Here is a 19,521-nt window from a genome sequence, read left to right as displayed (position 1 = left end):
ACTTCCTTGCATTTTCCTAACTTTGAGGTGAGAGTTTTACTGCCCGTTAATGCGGGATAAACCGTATTTAGAAATTTTTCGTATCACTTATCCGCATAAATAGCAATTAGTACGAAATTTGCGACTATGTACATATAAAGTGCGTACTTTTCACTTGCTCCCTTTTAGCGAATAATAAAAGCATAGCACAGTTAGTTATATTCTAAATTTTTTATTAAAGGAGTGGCTAAAATATGTCTATTACTACATTAAAAAATAGCCGTATTGTTATCATTGGCGGGAGTTCTGGTATTGGATTAACAACAGCAACACAAGCAATTAAACAAGGCGCACATGTTATTATTGCCGGACGCTCGGAAGAAAAATTAAAAGTTGCTCGAGAAGTAATAAATAACAATCATCTTCAAACTTATATATTGGATAATCAAAATAAAGAGCAATTACAAAATTTTTTCAAGATAGTTGGGAACTTTGATCATTTATTCACACCGGGAGCCTCTTACACACTTGGACCGATTACCTCTACAGAGGAAATTGCTGAAAGTAGCTTCATCGGAAAGTTTTGGCCTCAATATTATGCCGTAAAATATGCAATTCCTTTTCTTTCAAAATCTGGATCAATCGTGTTAATGTCCGGTGCATTTAGTCAAAGACCACTTAAAGGCGCACCTGCTTATGGCGCTTGCAATGGTGCTATTGAAAGTTTAGGGAAAGCTTTAGCTGTTGAATTAGCTCCTTTAAGAGTTAATGTTGTTTCTCCTGGAACAATACAAAGAGAAAATGAACAAAATGAACATAGACTAGTTGCTTATGAAGCTTATAAATCTCTTTCACTTGTACAACGAGCTGGATATAATGATGAAATTGCACATACTGTCCTATATTTAATGCAAAATAGTTTTACTACGGGTAATGTATTATTTCCTGATGGAGGGTACACATACCATTAAATTATTTAAGAGAAAAGCCCCTTATTCCGGTGGATTTTGTTGCTAATGTAAACATTGCTGAAATTTCCAAAAAGATGGTTGCATTTCTTTATTACCAACAGGTTGGTTTTTAGAAGATTCATTAAAGGAATCCATTATAATCCGCTCATTTTGTACATTTGCAAATTCAATCGTGCTAGTAGTTGACGAATCAAATCAAGAAGTAATTTATCTTGATATTTATGGATAAGTTTATAAAGAAAAAAGGCATATAAATAATGCCTTTTTTCTTTATCTTCATTTAACTGGATAACAAACTTCTGTAACCCACTTATTAGGATCGGATTCCATCGCTGGGCTCACATGATAAATATTAAACATCGGGCCTGCTAATTTGTAACCCTCTGTCTCAATCCATTTTGCCGCAGCCTCATTTACAGCTGTCATCTGTTCATAACTTCCATTAACTGTTATAGAAGCTACATTAGTCGATTCCATATTTTTAAATGTAACGTCTTTTGTATTTTCGTGCTTACCTAGAATACTTAGCTGTATTTCTATATCTACATCATTTTCTTTGTATTCACGATCATGGAAAACCGCAATACTATAACTCGGTTGGGCAATACTAATATTTTTCATTTGAATTTCTTGCATTAATACACTCCATAAATCACCTTCGCAATTATACGATGGAATAATCTTTCTAACACTAGCTACAGTTCTTTCTGGAATTTCTTTTATTGAAACATGATAATTCATCTCAACAACATCCTCTCTCATCGTTTTCATTGAGTCTTCGAGGAGACGTAATTGTTTTTGGAGGTTATTCATGTCTTCTTTAATTTGAGCACTACGATTTAAAAATTTCTCTTTTATGGTATCTATATTATCGCATTCTATTATTTCTTTGATGGTAGCAATATTAAACCCCATAGCTTTTAACGTTTGAATTTGATTTACTTTTTTTAATTGGTCTGCTGAATAAAATCGATATCCACTCTGCTCATCGACTTTTACTGGTTGTAGTAATTCCACTTTATCGTAGTGTCTCAACATTCGTATACTAATGGAAGATAGTTTTGAAAAATCCCCTATTTTAAACATGATTTCCTCCTATAAGTTACATCTACTTTGAAGCTCAACTTTATCTTAAACAATGACATTGTGTGAGGGTCAACTATTTTTAACGATTTAAATAACAATTTAACATGTTATATTTATATAATTAAAAACCTATATTCCTGTTTTTATGACTACTGCAATTGACAATCCATCACTAGTTATTTTTCTCAAGACATTCATAAACCGCCATCATATCTCGTTTATCCAACTCACGTATGCGATTGAAAATGGGTATTTGTCCAACAGCTTCTGTTAATAAGCTTTCATTCACAACATCACTTACTTTTCCAGTTAACCACGTTTGTACATCCACGCCCTCGACAACTTCTTTTAACCCTTCGTCATTAATACCACTTGCATTACAAGTTACACATGGAATTGTTAGTTTAAAGACACCATCATGTAAATTATCTTCGGTTATCACTTTCTTACCTTTACAAAATGGACATGGATTACTTTTTTTAATTTTATTAATTTGGGTAACTAATTTTTTGTATCCAAACGCTTCGTATACATACGTAAGTTTTTTATATTTACCATTTGTGAAATACTTATCTATAATGGTTTCTCTCGTTTCATAAACATTAGGGAAATCACAAACAGTTACCTGATTATTAACACTAATGGATTCGATATTTCCTTTTATTTCGCTCCAGAATGGTAAGACATTTTGTAACACCATTTCATAGTTTGAAAAGCTTGCTTGTTCTAATTCAAACATTTTCAATGCAACTTGTGCTTTTCTTGGCAATAAAGAAACATCTTCCGTCAATACCATATCGCCACCAACAATAGACTTCAATTTAACAAGTGCCGGTAAATCACCAACTATTTTCAATACTTTATTAATAGGCTGATTGATTATTTCACGAATATCTACGTTACCAAATTTAAGTGGTTTATGATGATTTAAAACCGTCCCCTCACAAATTGGACATTTCATCATTTTTTTTGAACTCTTAATTTCTTCTTTAATAGGTGCTTTTGAAATAACAATATATCCACCAATAATTGTATTAAACCCTACCCATGTTCTGCGTGTCTTTCCTTTTTTATCATAAAATGATTTTTCAAAATATCCGTACCAAAACGTATGCTTTTCTTCTTCTGACATATCATTATAGCTCTTTGACAAATCGTGACCAAGCTCATTTTTTATTTCTTCGAATAGAAATTCTATTTTTTCATGCTGATAAAATTTTAATACCTTCATGATTTCTTGATCGAATAGCCCATCCCAAAATGGAACACTTTTATCTTGAATGGCAATATCTTTATCAAAAACTTCAATTTGAAGACGTCCAGAACAAGATGGACAATGATTGTCCTGTGAATAGAAATCAAAACTTCTCGTATCTTTATTAATTGGATGAGCAGCTACAATATGATTAATTAATCCACCAATCTCATATAAGAAACTATATTGACTATATAAATGTCTTTCAAGATCAATAGCAATAACAGGTGCGATTGTATCAGATTCATATTCACCATAAATTAACCTAGCCATTGATGATAAACTTTTTAAAATACCGCCCTTATAAACATTTTCGGCATTTTTAAAATAGTTAATATGATTTTCTTCTAAATAGTGAACTCCTTTTTTCTGCTTAAGCATTGAAGAGATATTTATTTTCTCTGTGCTATTCACATTACTTTTTTGACGATAGTAATCCTCATGTTTAACAACATCCAAATGCTCTACAGATTCATTCTGCCTTTTTCCAAAATCAACTATATAATCAGAGCTTTCTAACATGTAACGATTATGCTCAATCATAATGATAGAAACTGATTCATCTTGCAGAATACCTCTAATACTATCGATAAATTGATTTAAAATATTTTGTGATAAACCTTTTGAAGGCTCATCAAAAATGAATAATGTATGTGGATTTCTAGTGTTTGCAAATAATTCCGAAACTAAATGAACACATTGAAACTCACCTGTCGATAATGTTTGTGTTTTTCTCTCTAATGTTGAATAGCCAAGCCCTAATTTAATTAGTAAGCTCAAACGTTTATAAGCGATATCTTCATTTGGAAGTTCATCAATAATATCCTCAATCGAGCGCTCAAAAATATCATCAATGTCTTCACTATACTTTGTGAGTTTCTTTTTAATATCTAGGAAAGTTGCTACAGTTGATCGACTTGTAATTGATTGATTTCGGTCTTGTCCTACCATAACTAATTTATCTTTTGGATATCGTTTTAAAAAATCTGTAGCTAGACATTCGTTGACAAGTGTAGATTTCCCACATCCCGATTCTCCTGTAACCGTTACAAGCCTGTTTTTAGGAATTTGAAACTCCGCCATTTGGATATTACGGCAATATAAATCATAGAATGTATAATATTCTGTTGGTATTTCTTTATTTCGCTCCCACAGTATTGACTTTGGTCTTGGTGATTCTTTCACAATTTTCCCGCCATATTTTCCGCTACCAGGTCCAAAGAACAATTGCTCATCAGTTGTATCTAGTACCGTATCTGAATGATCAATAAGCCAAATTTGATTTTTACACCCTAATCGTTTAATCTCTTCTAAAATTTGTAATAATGTTTCATGATCAAGTCCAACTGAAATCTCATCAATAATAATTACAGCATTTTCACTTACTGCCATGAATTCAGCCAAATAAAGTCGTGTTAACTCTCCACCTGACAACGTACCCATAATTCGATTTAATGTTAAATAACCAATGTTCATATTAATAATATTTTGCAGTATATGCTGTTTTTCCTCACTAATATTTAATTGTTTTGCTAGTGAAAGAATAGATTCAACACTTAAATCATTAATATTTGAGATTGAATGTGGCTTTTCCAACAAATCAATTTCATATTGTTCAATTTCTTCACTATAACGTTTTCCCTTACATTTTTTACACTCAACATTTTTTGTAGTACCACGGCCTTTACAACCAGTACACCAGCCTAATTGATTATTAAATGAAAAGACCTCTGGAGAAAGATTAAATACTTCAGCAAGTTTTTCCCGAACCTCTGTAAAAACACCAGTATGAGTACCAATCGTTGAACGCGGATTAGACGAAATCGATGATTTTCCTAGAAAAAGTACTAATGGCATTTCTTCCATCTTAATAGCACTAAAATTTGTTTCCATAATGTTAGGAAATAAATATTGATATTCAGCCTTTGGTAATAAAGAAACTAATCGTTTTTTTGACTCTTCACCAATTGTTTGGCAAAAAGTTGTTTTACCCGATCCAGATAACCCAGCAATTCCAAACGATTTATTAAACGGTATAGTTGCATCTAATTTATTTATGTTATTAGCAATTAATTGATTTACTTTCATATTAACCTCTATTCTTATTTATTCACAAAAGCATTTTTAAAATATAATAATTACATAATGAATATTACCTATTATACAATTATCCTCTCACTTCATGAATCTTATCCTTGTATATTTCAAACCATTGTTGCCATTCATCTTTAGAAAATTCTTTCTCTTCTCCTTCTAAAACAGAAGAAAAAAGATTTAAACAAATATGCCAACCAGCTAAATCCCTCGGTGTATGATCTGTTAATTCATGAATGTACTCTTTAAGGAATAAAAGAGTACCATTTTCCTCTTTATGTATTTCAAATCGGACACGATCTTTATCCCAAGTAAATTCAAGTACTGAGTTTACTTGACATTCTAAAATATCAATGTTTATGAATGAACCGTTCATCATGTCGAACTTTATTATTCCACCCGTTTTAAGGCTTTCAATCTGTAAATTGGACATCCATTTTTTCAGCTTACTGTTTTCTGTTAATACAGACCAAACTTCTTCTGCCGTATATGGAAATTGGCGTTCAAATTTCACAATATATCCATCATTTAGTTTCCCAATTTCAGCTATCATTTTGATTGCCCCCTTATATAGAATATATGTTCTCATTTCATTTTACACGAATATAAATATAAAATAAATATTTATGTCAACGAAGTGTTAATTTAAAGTGAATGACGCTGAGAAAAACTTAAATATTTTCTAAATCGAGTTATATAGTATTGAAAATTAAATATAGATTTACGTACAAATAAAAAAGCCGCATTTGCGACTTATGAAATCATAGGATTAACTCCTGTTTTGTTGAATGATTAACGCTTAATCGCATCGACAATTAGCGATGGAAAACCAAGTTTATCGCCTTTATTTCTAGAATCATACCTTTTCGAACGGAAAATAACACCGTCGTTTGCATCCCATTCGTTGTAATAAAACCGACCATTTTCATCACAATATTCAAGTAAAACTACCTCGAATCCAGCAGTTTCAAACATTTTCGTTAATGTTATATAATTATGAACGATTTTATGACTTGCTGCTGGATGATCTTTCGGACCGGGTCCCCCTATTTGAACTATATTTTGATATGCCTCATCCTGAAAGAATGCATCAGGGACTCCGCACCGAATATGACCAAATGGTTTTAAAAATTCATAACAAATTTCAGCTGCTCTTACACCTTCTTCAAAAGTAAGGTGTTCCCATACATGCTCAGCTAAAATAGCTGAAATAGAGTTGTATTCAAATCTTCCTTCCCACGTAGCTTTGTAAGTTAAGTTCATCTTCTTGCGTTTGAATCCAACCTGGATTATTATTAAACACTCCAGCTCCGACAACTACTTTAATTTCGTCTTGTTTTATCGCCACCATGTTTACCTCTTAAATATTTTAATTCATTAATATATTCTATGTTTACTATTATCCTTCCTCCTTCAAAATTTAGTAACATGAGTCCAGTACAATACCGAACTCATGTCCTAAAAACTCTCTAACGCAGCGATCTGTCTAACTCTATAAAATTAGTTCATAATATACGATTTTTCTTACAGAAATATAGCACAGCAAACATTAGCATAATACCAATTACGTAAAAAATTGTTGTTCCGCTCCCACCAGTATTAGGAATTACCCAATTATTCTTCGCATTTTTCACTGTTATTTTTTGTGTCTTTACTGCTTCTGTAATTTCTATTTCTATTGGATCCCTAAGTAACATATATCCGTTTGGCGCTTTTATTTCTTTTATCGTATATTTTCCAAGTACTAATTGACTGGAAATCACCTTTCCTTTTTCATCCGTTGTTAATCTAGCCACTTCTTTACCCTCTTTATCTAAGACTTGAAATATAGCGCCTTGTAGTTTTAAATTGATATCCTTATCATCAACTTTCTCAATTTCAAATTGTCCAGTCGGATCTGGTAATTTCTTATTTCCTATTTTAATTTCTACTACTGCATCTTTTTCTACTTTTACAGTTATTTTTTCTTTTAATAATTCGTAACCTTTAGGTGCTTCTACTTCCACTAAGGTATAGTTTCCTATTGGTAAGTCTTTTGATATTACTTCTCCTTCTTCATTTGTTACTAGTTCTCCAACTATTTTTCCTTTTGAATCTTCTATATGAAACTTTGCCCCTGCTAGTTTTTTATTTTTATCACTTATGTCTACTTTCACAAGCTTTATTTTCCCCATTGGATCTGGCAATTTCTTATTTCCTATTTTAATTTCTACTACTGCATCTTTTTCTACTTTTACAGCTATTTTTTCTTTTAATAATTCATAGTCTTTTGGCGCTTCTATTTCTACAAGGGTATAGTTTCCTTTTGGTAAGTCTTTTGATATCGCTTCTCCTTCTTTATTTGTTACTAGTTCTCCAACTATTTTTCCTTTTGAATCTTCTATATGAAACTTTGCTCCCTCCAATTTTTTATTATCATTATTACTATCAACTTTTTTTATTTTTACTTTTCCAGTACTAGGCTTGTTCCAATGTTGCCAGTTAAATTTGAAATTGTGAAATTCAAATCCACCAGTTTGTTGTACCGCGCCGACAAATGCTTGTCCATTAATCGAGCCGCCTTTTGTTTCTAATACAGCATTTGGGGCAAACACACTCCCAACGACACCATATCCCTCTGTTGTAATTTTTTTCGCATTTGGAAAAACCCAAATCACTTTCCCGTATAGCTCAGTAAACGGGGAATTAGGAGAATATGGTTGTGATGTAGGAATTATATCTGTAGCCCTTCCAATATTGTTCGTGTCATATAGAATAGACCCATTTTTAAATGTAACCTCTGTTGCATCCGAATGCATAACAATAAAATCTTTGTCCTTAGCATTTGGTAAAAATACATCCCTTATATCTAAATTAATTTTCCCTGTCAATTCTGATGAAACATAAATATTAGGATTGTTTATATCTTTTCCGATTCCATGACTCATATTTGGAATTGGGGTATTTGTTTTATATTGACCTGTATTTTTACTGACTTGGTTCACTATATTGCGAAATTCATTAAATTTCGCGTCAATTTCTAGTTTTTCTTTATAAACGATACGATCATAAGAGGATTGTATGATGCGATCTGGATCACTCTCTTTTGTCATTACTACTATTCCGTTTTGAATGATAAAAGATTCTTCTCTTGATTTCTTAAATTTTCCAGACAATAACAAGGACGGATATCCCTCATCAACCCATTTTTCACCTACTATATTAGATGTTCCCGCTGCAGCACCTACAATTGTATACCCCGATGCATCCATATCACCTTGAACTGCAATTGCTCCTTCAATGTCGCCACCTATTGCTTTATGGTTACCAAAGACAACAGCATTATAGCGCGATATATCACCTAGACCTTCTAAGTTTGTCGTGGATCCATATACTTCTTTTGGTACATATATGACAAAACTTACACTTAACATTAACAAAACAATAAAATGAATACTTACCAGCTTTAATCGTAGCCTCAATTCCTTTGTTCCCACCTTTACCGTATTTTTTCTATAGTCGAATAAAATGACATATTCACCAATGAGGATTTACTTCATCCTTTCTATACTTTCTATACTTTCTTTACTTATCTCTGAATTTCCGGTCCCACTTCCCATTAATGCAGGATAAATAAATACATTCTATCGAGTTAACCTTTTCTTATAAATTACGACTAGAAACACACATAACAATAGGATTGGAACTATTACAGTCCACTTATTAAACATAAATATCTCTGTACTCACTTTTTGTTTTTCTTTCTCGTTTAACTCCACACGCACACCTCGAACTAGCAACCTATTGGTGTTTACTCCATAAGGCGTACACGTAATTAAAGTTGTATAATCTTTATTTTCTACAATTTGTAGATCGTCCGTTTCGTGTGGTAACACTACTTTAATTTGATCTACTTTATAAGCAAGAACTTTGTCTAAAGAATGAATATAAAAAAGATCTCCTTCACTCAACTTATCTAAATCTGTAAATAATTTTGCTGATGGTAAACCACGATGCCCTGTTAAAATAGTGTGCGTATTTTCTCCACCTATCGGGAGCGAAGAAAAATCTAAATGACCTATCCCGCGGCTCAATACTTCCTCAGATGTCCCTTGATAGATTGGCAGTTTTATATTAATTTTCGATATTTCAATATACCCCATTACATCTCCTAAATTTAACGCATCAGCATATGCTTGATGATTACTTTTTTTTTCAGAAAATGGATCAGTAAATGTTTTCGTGGAAGTGTGAACTTGTTTATTATATTCGGCTGCTTCTTTTTCCCTACGTTCAACTTCTTTCTTTTGTAGCGCTTTGATCTTCTTATCGTAAGAGCTAATCTCAGAATAATGTGCACGAGTCGCCAACCAATTACTAATAGTAGGATATAAAAAAACACCTAATCCAAATAAAAAAATACCTCCCAAAACAAGATTTCGTTTCATATTTCCACCTCTGTATATGCTTAAATATCGAAAAGAGGGAAGCATTTTGCTTCTCCCCTTTTCCCATAGTTACATGTTCCTAAAATCTTAATTATTAGCAAACTTTTTTCTAAAGAAAACAAATGCCGCTGTAACCATTAACGTAAGGCCTATTACAGTAAAAAGAGTCGTTCCTATGCCACCCGTTACCGGAAGAACCCATCCACTTTTATTATTTTCAATCGTTAATTTAACCGTTTGATTATTTTCACTAATCTTTACATCAATGGGATCTTTTAATAATTGATAAGAAGCTTTTGTACCATCTTCTTTTGTATATGTTGGTGCTTTCGTTTCAAAAATTTGATAGTCTCCATATGGAATGTTAGACCATTTAATAACACCATTTTCATCTGATACACCTGTTACTTCTTTTCCTGCTACAACAACTATTTTTCCATTTTTATCTTTAAGTACAAACTCTGCACCTTTTAATTTATTCTTATTAGCACCATCAATTTTTGTTAACTCAATTATTCCAGTTGTCGGAACAACAACTACAGGTTTAGATTCCTTTTCTCCAATTACATCATTTTTATTTGTAAAATCAATTTTTGCTGTATTTAAAATTTCCGAACCAGATGGTACTCCTTCTTTTACTTGAGATTTAATTTGCAAATGAAATTCGTTTTTACCATCTAATTTTGTGAAATCTTTTACTGTAGCTGTTACTTTTTGACCTTCTATAGCTACCTCTACAATGCTTGCATTTACTTCTGCTCCATCAATTTTCACGATTGGCTTTCCTTGAATCACTAAACGATTATCCAAAGTATCTGTTACCACATATTTTTTGTATTCCTTAATGTCTTCTGGAATTAATGTTTTAATATCATAATTATAATTAGTTAACGGATTGATTGGTAACGCTTCCAATTTTCCGTTAATCTTTTTATCAATTATTGGTTCTTCATAGTTTTTCACTTCTAATTTAACTACTGTACCAGAAGTAATAGTTCCATCTTCATTAATTGTTCCGGAGTTCTTAACAAAAAACTCACGTTTAGTTGGATCTATTACATAGCCTTTCGGAGCTTTTGTTTCTTGGAAATAGTATTCTCCATACACCAATCCTTGCACGCGAATATGACCATTAGCATCTGTTACTAACTCTTTTTTCACTTCTATACCGTCTTTTTTAAATAAAGAGAATACTGCACCTGCTAATGCTTTTTCATTTACACCAGTTTTTATTAAATCCACTGCACCACGTTTAACCTCATTTTTAGGATACATGTGAACATCATAGTTTAGCACCTTACCCTCTTTATTCGTTAATGGGATATCCACTGTATACGTATTGGGATTTAGATTAACATGTGGAGGTCCTGCCACTTCTTTCACCTCATAACGTCCTAGCGGAAGATCTTTTAATACAGCTTGTCCGTTATCATCTGTTACTACTTGATTTGGAGTTGCTCCCATTACAGGTTTCACATCTTCTTTCACGATTTTCCCATCGTTTGAAATTTTTTCAAAAGAAGCAACCCTTTTCACTTCAAACGTTACACCTTTTAATGGTTTCGCATCTTTTGGCACCTCTTGATTTGCAGAACCTTCACCTTCTAGTCCCTGCGCTCCATCTTTTTCTTGTTCATACTTATGAATCGTTAAAGTACCTTTAGATGGTGAATCTGCCTTTACTAATACACTAGACCATGTAGAAAATGTTAAGAATAACACTAAAAGCACACTAAATATTTTTTTCATTTCTCTTATCCCCTTTACTACTTCTATCATTTTAAAAATTTCTTTATTACTATTACCTTCTTAAAAGCAATAGTGTGCCAAGTATCAGATTTAAACGAATAACATAAAACATAGTCGTCCAACAATCCATTGTTTACAATCACTTATTCACTTTTCTTATCTTCTATTATTACGTTGTCTCTCCACATGATATATGTAATTTTCTCCCCTAAATTACACTTATATCCCTATTTCAAGAATCATTACATTTGTTACATAATAGCTTTCACTGCTAATTTTGACTAGTCACTTACTGTCAATCTATTCATTTCTCACTTCCTATCCCTATTTAAAATCCAATCTTAATCATTTTTTAATACATATAAGTAATAACCAACAAATAAGTGTGACGATTCATATTTTACGCTACTGTCCAAAACTATTACCTGTATATTCAAATAATATGTGCTGTTCATGTTAAATTATGGTATTATTCTTAGAAGTTTATAACTTTTATTTATATTTTTTATTAATAAAGGTTTTCCGTTTCTACTTATGAAAAAAGGAATATATGTTTATTTAACTATTACGCATTACTGTAAGGAGGAAGAATATGACTAAAAAGCTCAGTCTAGTTGAGATAGAGTACATTTGCAATATGTTTTTCCAATCTTTTGAAATTCCAGTTTGTTTTTTAGATTGTAACAAAAATATTCTTTTAGAATTCACATCAAAAAATGATTCACACTTGTTGTATACATCAAAAATAGAACAGTTACATGTGCTTTTTCAGAGAAATGATACATATAATTCCCCCATCTTCAGAACTCACGAACATCTAGGGCACTTTATTTTAATTCACATAAAGAGCGATTATATGGTGAACGGTACTGTTATTATCGGGCCCTTGGCACATGTAAATTTTTCTACAAGTAAAGCGGATAGTAAACTTAATTTTATTCCAAATTATAAAAGAACAAGAGACCATTATTTTTCATTGTCAGTCAAAGATCAAAATTTCTTTGTAAATATAGCAATATTGTTCTATAACATTCTCTATAAAAAAAATTCAGATGTAAGCACATTTTCAAATAACAGTGACTCACTTCATATAAGTCATAGCAGAATCTTAAACGAAGATGTATATATTTCAATGCAAAAAGACGAATCCATTTATCATAATTTATATATAGAGCAGCAACTACTTGGTTCTATAGAAAACGGGGATAAAGAAACCGTACTCAAATATTATTACGAATTCCAACAAGAGACTCTTTCATCTTTATCTTCATTCCATCAATTAAGACGTCATAAAAACATTTGTATTTCATCCATCACGCTCGCTACTAGATATGCGATAAAAGGGGGACTTCCATCTGGGATTGCTTACAAAATTTATGATTTATATATTCAAAGAACAGAAGATTTAAAAGACAAAGAATCTGTTTGGGATTTATTAAAAAATGCTTTTTGTACCTTTGCAGACCGTGTAAAGGCACAAAAAACACAGCAACATTCACAGACTATTGCTATTTGCAAAAACTACATTTTTAAAAACATTTACAATCCAATATCTGTTAAACAACTTGCTAAATTTGCAAATGTGAATTCAGATTATTTATCTATATTATTTAAAAAAGAAGTCGGTATTTCATTAATTGAGTACATTCAACGTGAACGAATCGAAGAAGCAAAGAAATTATTAACTTTCACCACCTATCCTTTATCAGACATATGCGCTTCGCTTAATTTTAGCGATCAAAGTTATTTTACTAAAATTTTTAAAAAATTCACCAATGAAACACCTGGTAAATATCGAAAATCTCATGTTGTCATTTAGAGTGACACTTCCATTAAAGCAAAGTGTTTTCAGTAACTTATCAATGGCAAATTAGAAGTACTCCTATATTCATGAGCTATAGGATTTATGCTATTTTCAAATCAAAAAACACGTTACTATTCTCATTAAAATAAAAGAATAGTAACGTGTTTTATATGTAATATAGTTCTGTAGACAGAATAGTATCCAACTGCAAATTTTTATAAAAGCCAAATGTACCGCTTAACTATTAAAATCTTAATAAGTAAAAAATCCATATTTCGTTTTATTTACTTTCTACTTTATTTCTTTTGAATACTGAACTCTTTTCTTCAAACGAATAATCCCTACTATTATTTTTGTATCTTTCTAAATTTGCGAACAAAAGTGAGTACTGTGCCTGTAATAATCATCAATATGCCGATTGCTGCACTGTTAGTTGTACTTACACCCGTCTTTGGAAGCTCCTTATATGTATATTCTTTTTTATCGCTATTATTGTTATTTGTCTTATTAGTAAGGCCATTAGCTTTGCTAGTTTCTTTATCTTTCACTAATACTTTTTGTATTGTATTTACCTCATTACCCATGGAATCTCTAACACTATATATTATTTCATAAGTACCAGCTTTAGTTGTATCTATAGTTCCTTCATACGCTACTTTAGAAGTAAGGTCACCGTCCTCTTTATCAGTAGCTGATACCCCTACCAATGGATCAAATTGAACACCCTCAGTAATTGAAGTTGTAGCAGGTACTTTTAGTATTGGTTTATCATTTTTAACTTCTTCTCTAACTTTGACCGTTACAGTTTGCTTCGCCGTTACTTCATGACCTTTAGAATCTGTAACCGTGTACGTTAATACGTAAGTACCGGCTTTAGTTGTATCTACTTCACCATCAACTTTGATTTTAGAAGTGAGATCACCGTCTTCTTTATCGATAGCTAATACTTCTGCCATTGGAACAAATGAATCTCCTACATGAATTGTCGCTCCAACAGGCACTGTTAATTTAGGTTCTAAATCTGATGTTTCTCCATTTCCCTCTACAATTACAGTCTGTCTAGCCGTTGTATTTCTCCCTTGGGAATCAACGACCAAGTATTCCACAATGTATGTACCTGGTTTTGAAGTATCTACATCGCCTTTATGCTTTACTTTATTTGTTAAATCACCCTCTTCTTTATCAACAGCTTTTACATTTCTCATTGGATCAAACGTATCACCTACACGTAGTGTAATCGTAAACGGTACAGTTAACTCTGGAGCTTGGTTTTCTGCTGTTTTTTCGTTTTCTTTCACCGTTCCTGTAATTTTTGCCGCATCAAAAGCATTTTGGACTGCTTGAACTTCAATTGAGTTCGCTCCATATTTATTAGTTGCCACTTTAAGGCATGCCAATTTCAATTCAGAGAAATTAGAAGTCATATTTAATTCATCAGTATTTGCATAATAGAAAATATCAAACATTCTATCTTCACCAATACCATTTACATTTACACCGTTATGAGTACCACCTTGTGCAATTAAATACGCAACTTTATTAATAATACTTGAGTTAAAATGAACGCCTCCATAATCCTCTCCATTTAAATCATTATATTTACTATAATCATCAGGATACGGTAGTCCTTCTGAAAAATTAATTGCAGTTGGATTTTTCATATTACGAAAAGTCGATCCAGTTTGTTCTCCTATTGTCCAGTTAAATTCCCCATTATTTATGTATTTCTCTATAGCCGTTCCCATAATATCCGATAATGCCTCGTTAATTGCCCCAGATTCTCCTGAAAATTCAAGGTTAGATTCACTTGATGTAACTGCATGTGTAAATTCATGACCCGCTATATCGAATGCTTTTACCATAGGATCTCCATATAAAAGCATACTAATGTTATTAATATTAGTACTAAATGCATTCTCCCAATTTTCAGGATCATTTGCTCCTCCAGAATCCCATGCATGTACAACTGAAACTACTTTTTTTCCTTTATTATCAAAACTATTACGCTTATATTTTTCTTTATAAAAATCGTATACCTTTGTTGCTAAGAAATGAGCGCTTACCGCCTTTGGATCATTAAATGTTGTTGAAACACTAGTTGCTAGTATACCAGGATAATAACTTTCTTCATTTGTAATATCTCTATAATTTACATCATATGTCTCAATTCCTTGTCCTCTTGTGTAATCAGCAAGTGCATAATTCCCACTGGTCTGTTTAGAAATACCAAATGTACGAGTTACGCCTAAATCATCTTTTCCTGTTCCAGTTAATGATGTGAAATTGCTAGTTTTATTTTCCTTAACGGATTCAACATACTCTTCACTTATTTTCAAACTTGATTCTTGTACCATATCTTTTAACATTTCACCATTATGAGCATTCACTAAATAAGTTCCAGATACATAATTTGGTGTTGTAGCAGCAAATGTAACTTGATATGCATTGCTAGCCTGCCCATGATTTTCATCAACAAAAATAACTGCCTTAACTTCTGGCTCAGAAATAAATTTAGTATCGTTTCCGTACTTTTTATAAATATATTGTTTTGCTTCTTCTTTTGATAAATTAATAGGTTTCTTTAAATCTTCTTGTGTTAAATTTTGTGCGCTAGCTCCTGAAATGCTTTTAATAATACCTTTTTTATCTACGTGAGCAGTCAACTGGTGGCCATATACTTCTTTTCCTTCATATATTTGTTGCATGCGCACAAGTGTAGTTCCATCATAAGAACCACGTTTTTGAAGAACCTTGTAATCTACTCCTGTTTCTGCACTAACTTGTTTTGGAGACAAAGAATGCTCCGTATTTTCCTTAAGTGCATCTTTCACTACATTCTCTGGTGCCTTTTTTGATGGTTGTGTCAGATCACCTGTACGGAACGAATCCTCTTGAATTTCAACTTGCATTTGACCAGGTTCCTCTGCATGACCTACTCCATATGGTGTTACACTTGTTAAAACGAATCCTGTTGTTAATGCAACTATAGCTATTTCTTTTTTATTTCCCATGATATTTACCTCGTATAAATTTCTATTATTTATATGAAACTGCTAAAATGTATACAATCTATTCCTAACATAAAAAGATGACTTTTGTAATCTACAAAAGCCACCTCTTCAATATGTAATATCCCTAAAATGTTTTTAATACATAATTTCTATACAAACAGAAAAAAGCATTCATTAACGAGCATTTTGCAATACTTTTATTAGGTCATTTATATTTTCAACTTTCTGCTGAAACTGATCAAGTCTGCTATGTAACAATGAAGGATTTTTATCTTCAGTTGAAATAACTTGTTTTAATTCGTTTTCTAATTTATCATACATATCAAAGAAATTATCAAATTCTACACTTACAAGCTCTTCATTTTCGCGATAGAATCTTTTTGCTTCTATATAAGTCATATATGATTTATTTAAAAATCCTAATGAAATTAAATATTTAGAAGTGTTTTCTTGATAAATAGCAATATCACACGCTATTTTAATATCAGAATAAGTCTTTTGAACGAGACAATGCAATTCAAAAATCTTAAACTTTAATCCATTATTCATTTCATCCCCTCCCATCGTATCTATTCTACATAAAATTAGAATATTATACAAAGAAAATTATTAGCATGAAATTGACAATTTAAAAAATAACTTAAGGATACATAAAATCCCTCTCATTATAAATTATAGTTGCGGAGCATTTACCAACATAACAGCAAAATAAAAAGCGAAAAGAATAAATCTTTCCGCTCTTAGAGTAATAAATACATTTCATATTGTGCTAAAGAATTCTTTTCAAATCCACATTTCTTAAGAAAACCTTCCAGTAAATTATTGTTAGGAAACCCAATTGATAAACTTGATAAATTTAATTCTTCTCTTGCTACTTGTAATAATTTCATCCCAACACCAATATTTCTATAATCTTTGTCTACGAAAATAAAACTAATTTTACCTTGTTTATTTACACATAGAGAGCCTTTTAAGTCATTATCGACATATGCACCATAAAATAAATTATTTGTTTTTTTGATATAATCAATATCATTTTGCCAATTTATATGGAAGTTTAACCATTTCTGAATTTCATCTTTAAAAGTTGGAAATTCTAATTGTTTTACTTCAATATCCTTACAATCTTTATTCATTATTTTAGTCAAATCATTTAAATTATAATAAGAAAGATCGTACACTTTTTCATAGCCCAACTTATTATAAAAATGAATCGCTCGGTCGTTTCCTACAATGACTTCGAGAAAAAGTTGCTTACATCCATGTTGAATCGCCTCTTCTTTATGCAGTTCAAATAATTTTTGACTTACACCAATACCGCGGTAATTAGGATGAACCGCTAATGTTCCACAGCGCATAGTCTTTATACTTTCATAATCCTTTATACCACCTAGTATTACGCCAACAGGTTTGCCTTCTTCTAAAGCGAGAAAAGAATGTTCTAGCAAATTACCTTCTGGTCCCAAAAAACGTTGTATAAAATCCTCTTTTGAAACCTCCATCTTAATAATGTAATCTGAAAATCCATCTTTAAAAGCTTCATATACTAAATCAATATTTACTTCACTACACCTTTTATATTGAATCATATAAAATTGCCCTCCAACTGCTTATATTAAACTCAACGTGTACCCATATAATATATTCCATCTATTATAAATTTCAGCTCTTAATTTGAAATGAGCGGACATTTCCCTACATATAACTCACTATTGATTTGTTTTATAACAAACTATCTATTATTTACTACATTAACCTCATAAACACGTAAAAAAGCAATTAAATGCTCACATGCTCTTTCACATGCTAGCATTTTAAAGATTTTTTGTTCTTCTTTCGTTTTATCATTTGCTTGATCTGAAGCAGCTTTTAAACAGAGAAATGGTTTTTTATTTATTTGGCATACATAGGCGAAAGCTGCTACTTCTTGATCAACTGCCAATGCTCCATATACGGTATGGAGTAAATATCTCATTTCTGAACTACGAATACGTTGATCTCCTGATAAAAATGTACCGAAATGTATCGGATCATACGATCGTATTTTTTTTATTCTTCTTACAAGTGATTTTGTTGTTTCAATAGGTGCTGTTCTACCGTTATATAAATTAAAAACATCTTCTCCTGAACCAGCAGCAGTAACATCATGTTGTATTGCGTTTAGTGCGACTACAATATGACCGTTTTTCACCTTGTTTGATAAACTTCCGCATATTCCTGTCATAAACAACTCATCTGGCTGAAACTCACTAATTAACAATTGTACACAACTAGCGCAGCTTACTTTACCGACACCAGTAACAACTGATATAATTTCCAGCTCATTAATAGTATGAAAATGAAATTCCCAAGCTGCTCTTTTTTCAACACGTTCACTTGGATAATGTTGATGCAAATACGTCAGTTCTGGTTCCCATGCAGAGACAATTGCAATACGTTTCATTACACGCTTCACTTCCCCTATTGTCATTTAAATGAGTTATCTATACTTTCTCATTCATAATCTAGAATCCATTCTTTATATTTCTTATATAAATCTCGTATTATTTCTTTATTCTTCCCAATTACTTCACTTCCTCTATTATCATACATAAACATGACAATATCTTTCGTTGCATTTATGAGAAATACATTTGGATAAGAAATTTCTTTTTTTCGTCCAAATCGAGGATACAGAGCAGAGAAATCCTCATAATTAGCAGCTTGTATAAGCAATTTATACTTAATATCTTCCGCAAGACATTTTAAAGAAAATTGATATGTACAATATAAATCTGCTTCTTCATCTTCAAATAGAAACGGTAACGTTTCTTGTCTTATATGAAATCTTAAATCTCTTTTCTTAATATATTTATTGTATACATTTATTTTCTGTGGAGTTTTTATGTTTTCCTTTTTAAATCTATAAACATTTGTCACTACAAACACTACATCTTCTTTTGAAAATATGTCTTCAAATAAGAATTTATTATATGTATATAGTTGAGAAAAGTATTCCATATTTAAATCGTCGGTTCCTTCTACAATTTGATATTTATCTTTTCCAAAATCAAAATGTAAATGATTTTCCCACTAAGAATATAAGTAGGGTACTAATGTAACTCCTGGAAATGTTTGATTCACATATTCTTTTAATTGCATTTCC

The 19,521-nt window shown here is 31.5% G+C and carries 12 protein-coding genes and 2 pseudogenes; 2 read left to right on the top strand and 12 right to left on the bottom strand.

Going from position 1 to position 19,521, the window contains the following annotated elements:
- Nucleotides 1-233 precede the first annotated feature (233 nt).
- Nucleotides 234-950, top strand: a complete 717-nt coding sequence (locus NST90_RS12440) for an SDR family oxidoreductase (protein ID WP_044306957.1) — start codon at nucleotides 234-236, stop codon at nucleotides 948-950.
- A gap of 276 nt (nucleotides 951-1,226) precedes the next feature.
- Here NST90_RS12440 and NST90_RS12435 read toward each other — a convergent pair whose 3' ends face one another.
- The 7 genes and pseudogenes from NST90_RS12435 to NST90_RS12405 all read right to left on the bottom strand — a co-directional run bounded on the left by NST90_RS12435 (nucleotide 1,227) and on the right by NST90_RS12405 (nucleotide 11,561).
- Nucleotides 1,227-2,036 carry a MerR family transcriptional regulator gene (locus tag NST90_RS12435; RefSeq protein WP_044306958.1) on the bottom strand — a complete coding sequence of 270 codons (810 nt, stop codon included), beginning with the start codon at nucleotides 2,034-2,036 and terminating at the stop codon, nucleotides 1,227-1,229.
- Nucleotides 2,037-2,208: 172 nt separating this feature from the next.
- Nucleotides 2,209-5,379, bottom strand: coding sequence for an ATP-binding cassette domain-containing protein (locus NST90_RS12430; protein ID WP_283748890.1), 3,171 nt, complete (start codon nucleotides 5,377-5,379; stop codon nucleotides 2,209-2,211).
- Between the two features lie 79 nt (nucleotides 5,380-5,458).
- Nucleotides 5,459-5,938 carry an SRPBCC family protein gene (locus NST90_RS12425; RefSeq protein WP_000559840.1) on the bottom strand — a complete coding sequence of 160 codons (480 nt, stop codon included), beginning with the start codon at nucleotides 5,936-5,938 and terminating at the stop codon, nucleotides 5,459-5,461.
- A gap of 239 nt (nucleotides 5,939-6,177) precedes the next feature.
- Nucleotides 6,178-6,736 (bottom strand): annotated as a pseudogene (locus NST90_RS12420) (SAM-dependent methyltransferase).
- A gap of 154 nt (nucleotides 6,737-6,890) precedes the next feature.
- Entirely contained in the window at nucleotides 6,891-8,846 is a 1,956-nt protein-coding gene (locus NST90_RS12415) for a SpaA isopeptide-forming pilin-related protein (RefSeq protein WP_046392708.1), read from the bottom strand.
- 162 nt (nucleotides 8,847-9,008) lie between these two features.
- Nucleotides 9,009-9,812 (bottom strand): class C sortase, encoded by an 804-nt coding sequence (locus NST90_RS12410; RefSeq protein ID WP_078385459.1) that lies wholly within the window; start codon nucleotides 9,810-9,812, stop codon nucleotides 9,009-9,011.
- Between the two features lie 87 nt (nucleotides 9,813-9,899).
- Nucleotides 9,900-11,561 (bottom strand): LPXTG cell wall anchor domain-containing protein, encoded by a 1,662-nt coding sequence (locus tag NST90_RS12405; protein WP_080339931.1) that lies wholly within the window; start codon nucleotides 11,559-11,561, stop codon nucleotides 9,900-9,902.
- 592 nt (nucleotides 11,562-12,153) lie between these two features.
- On the opposite strand from NST90_RS12405, the gene NST90_RS12400 reads away from it, so the two are divergent.
- On the top strand, nucleotides 12,154-13,380 hold the full coding sequence (locus NST90_RS12400) for a helix-turn-helix domain-containing protein (RefSeq protein ID WP_025709581.1): 1,227 nt from the start codon (nucleotides 12,154-12,156) through the stop codon (nucleotides 13,378-13,380).
- Nucleotides 13,381-13,712: 332 nt separating this feature from the next.
- Here NST90_RS12400 and NST90_RS12395 read toward each other — a convergent pair whose 3' ends face one another.
- From NST90_RS12395 to NST90_RS12375, 5 genes and pseudogenes are all read right to left on the bottom strand, one after another.
- On the bottom strand, nucleotides 13,713-16,376 hold the full coding sequence (locus tag NST90_RS12395) for a M4 family metallopeptidase (RefSeq protein ID WP_046392707.1): 2,664 nt from the start codon (nucleotides 16,374-16,376) through the stop codon (nucleotides 13,713-13,715).
- A gap of 174 nt (nucleotides 16,377-16,550) precedes the next feature.
- On the bottom strand, nucleotides 16,551-16,925 hold the full coding sequence (locus tag NST90_RS12390) for a hypothetical protein (RefSeq protein WP_001059022.1): 375 nt from the start codon (nucleotides 16,923-16,925) through the stop codon (nucleotides 16,551-16,553).
- Between the two features lie 191 nt (nucleotides 16,926-17,116).
- Nucleotides 17,117-17,965: a GNAT family N-acetyltransferase gene (locus tag NST90_RS12385; RefSeq protein ID WP_025709583.1), complete on the bottom strand. Its 849-nt coding sequence runs from the start codon at nucleotides 17,963-17,965 to the stop codon at nucleotides 17,117-17,119.
- A gap of 143 nt (nucleotides 17,966-18,108) precedes the next feature.
- A complete protein-coding gene (gene mtnN, locus NST90_RS12380) occupies nucleotides 18,109-18,846 on the bottom strand; it encodes a 5'-methylthioadenosine/S-adenosylhomocysteine nucleosidase (RefSeq protein WP_001987381.1) in 738 nt (245 codons plus the stop codon).
- A 23-nt stretch (nucleotides 18,847-18,869) separates the two neighbouring features.
- A pseudogene (locus tag NST90_RS12375) lies at nucleotides 18,870-19,517 on the bottom strand (DUF3885 domain-containing protein).
- Nucleotides 19,518-19,521 lie beyond the last annotated feature (4 nt).

The organism is Bacillus sp. FSL E2-8900 (assembly GCF_037966225.1).
GTDB lineage: Bacteria > Bacillota > Bacilli > Bacillales > Bacillaceae_G > Bacillus_A > Bacillus_A cereus.
Note: the sequence above shows the minus strand (reverse complement) of the source record. Positions and strands in the feature narration are given on the sequence as shown.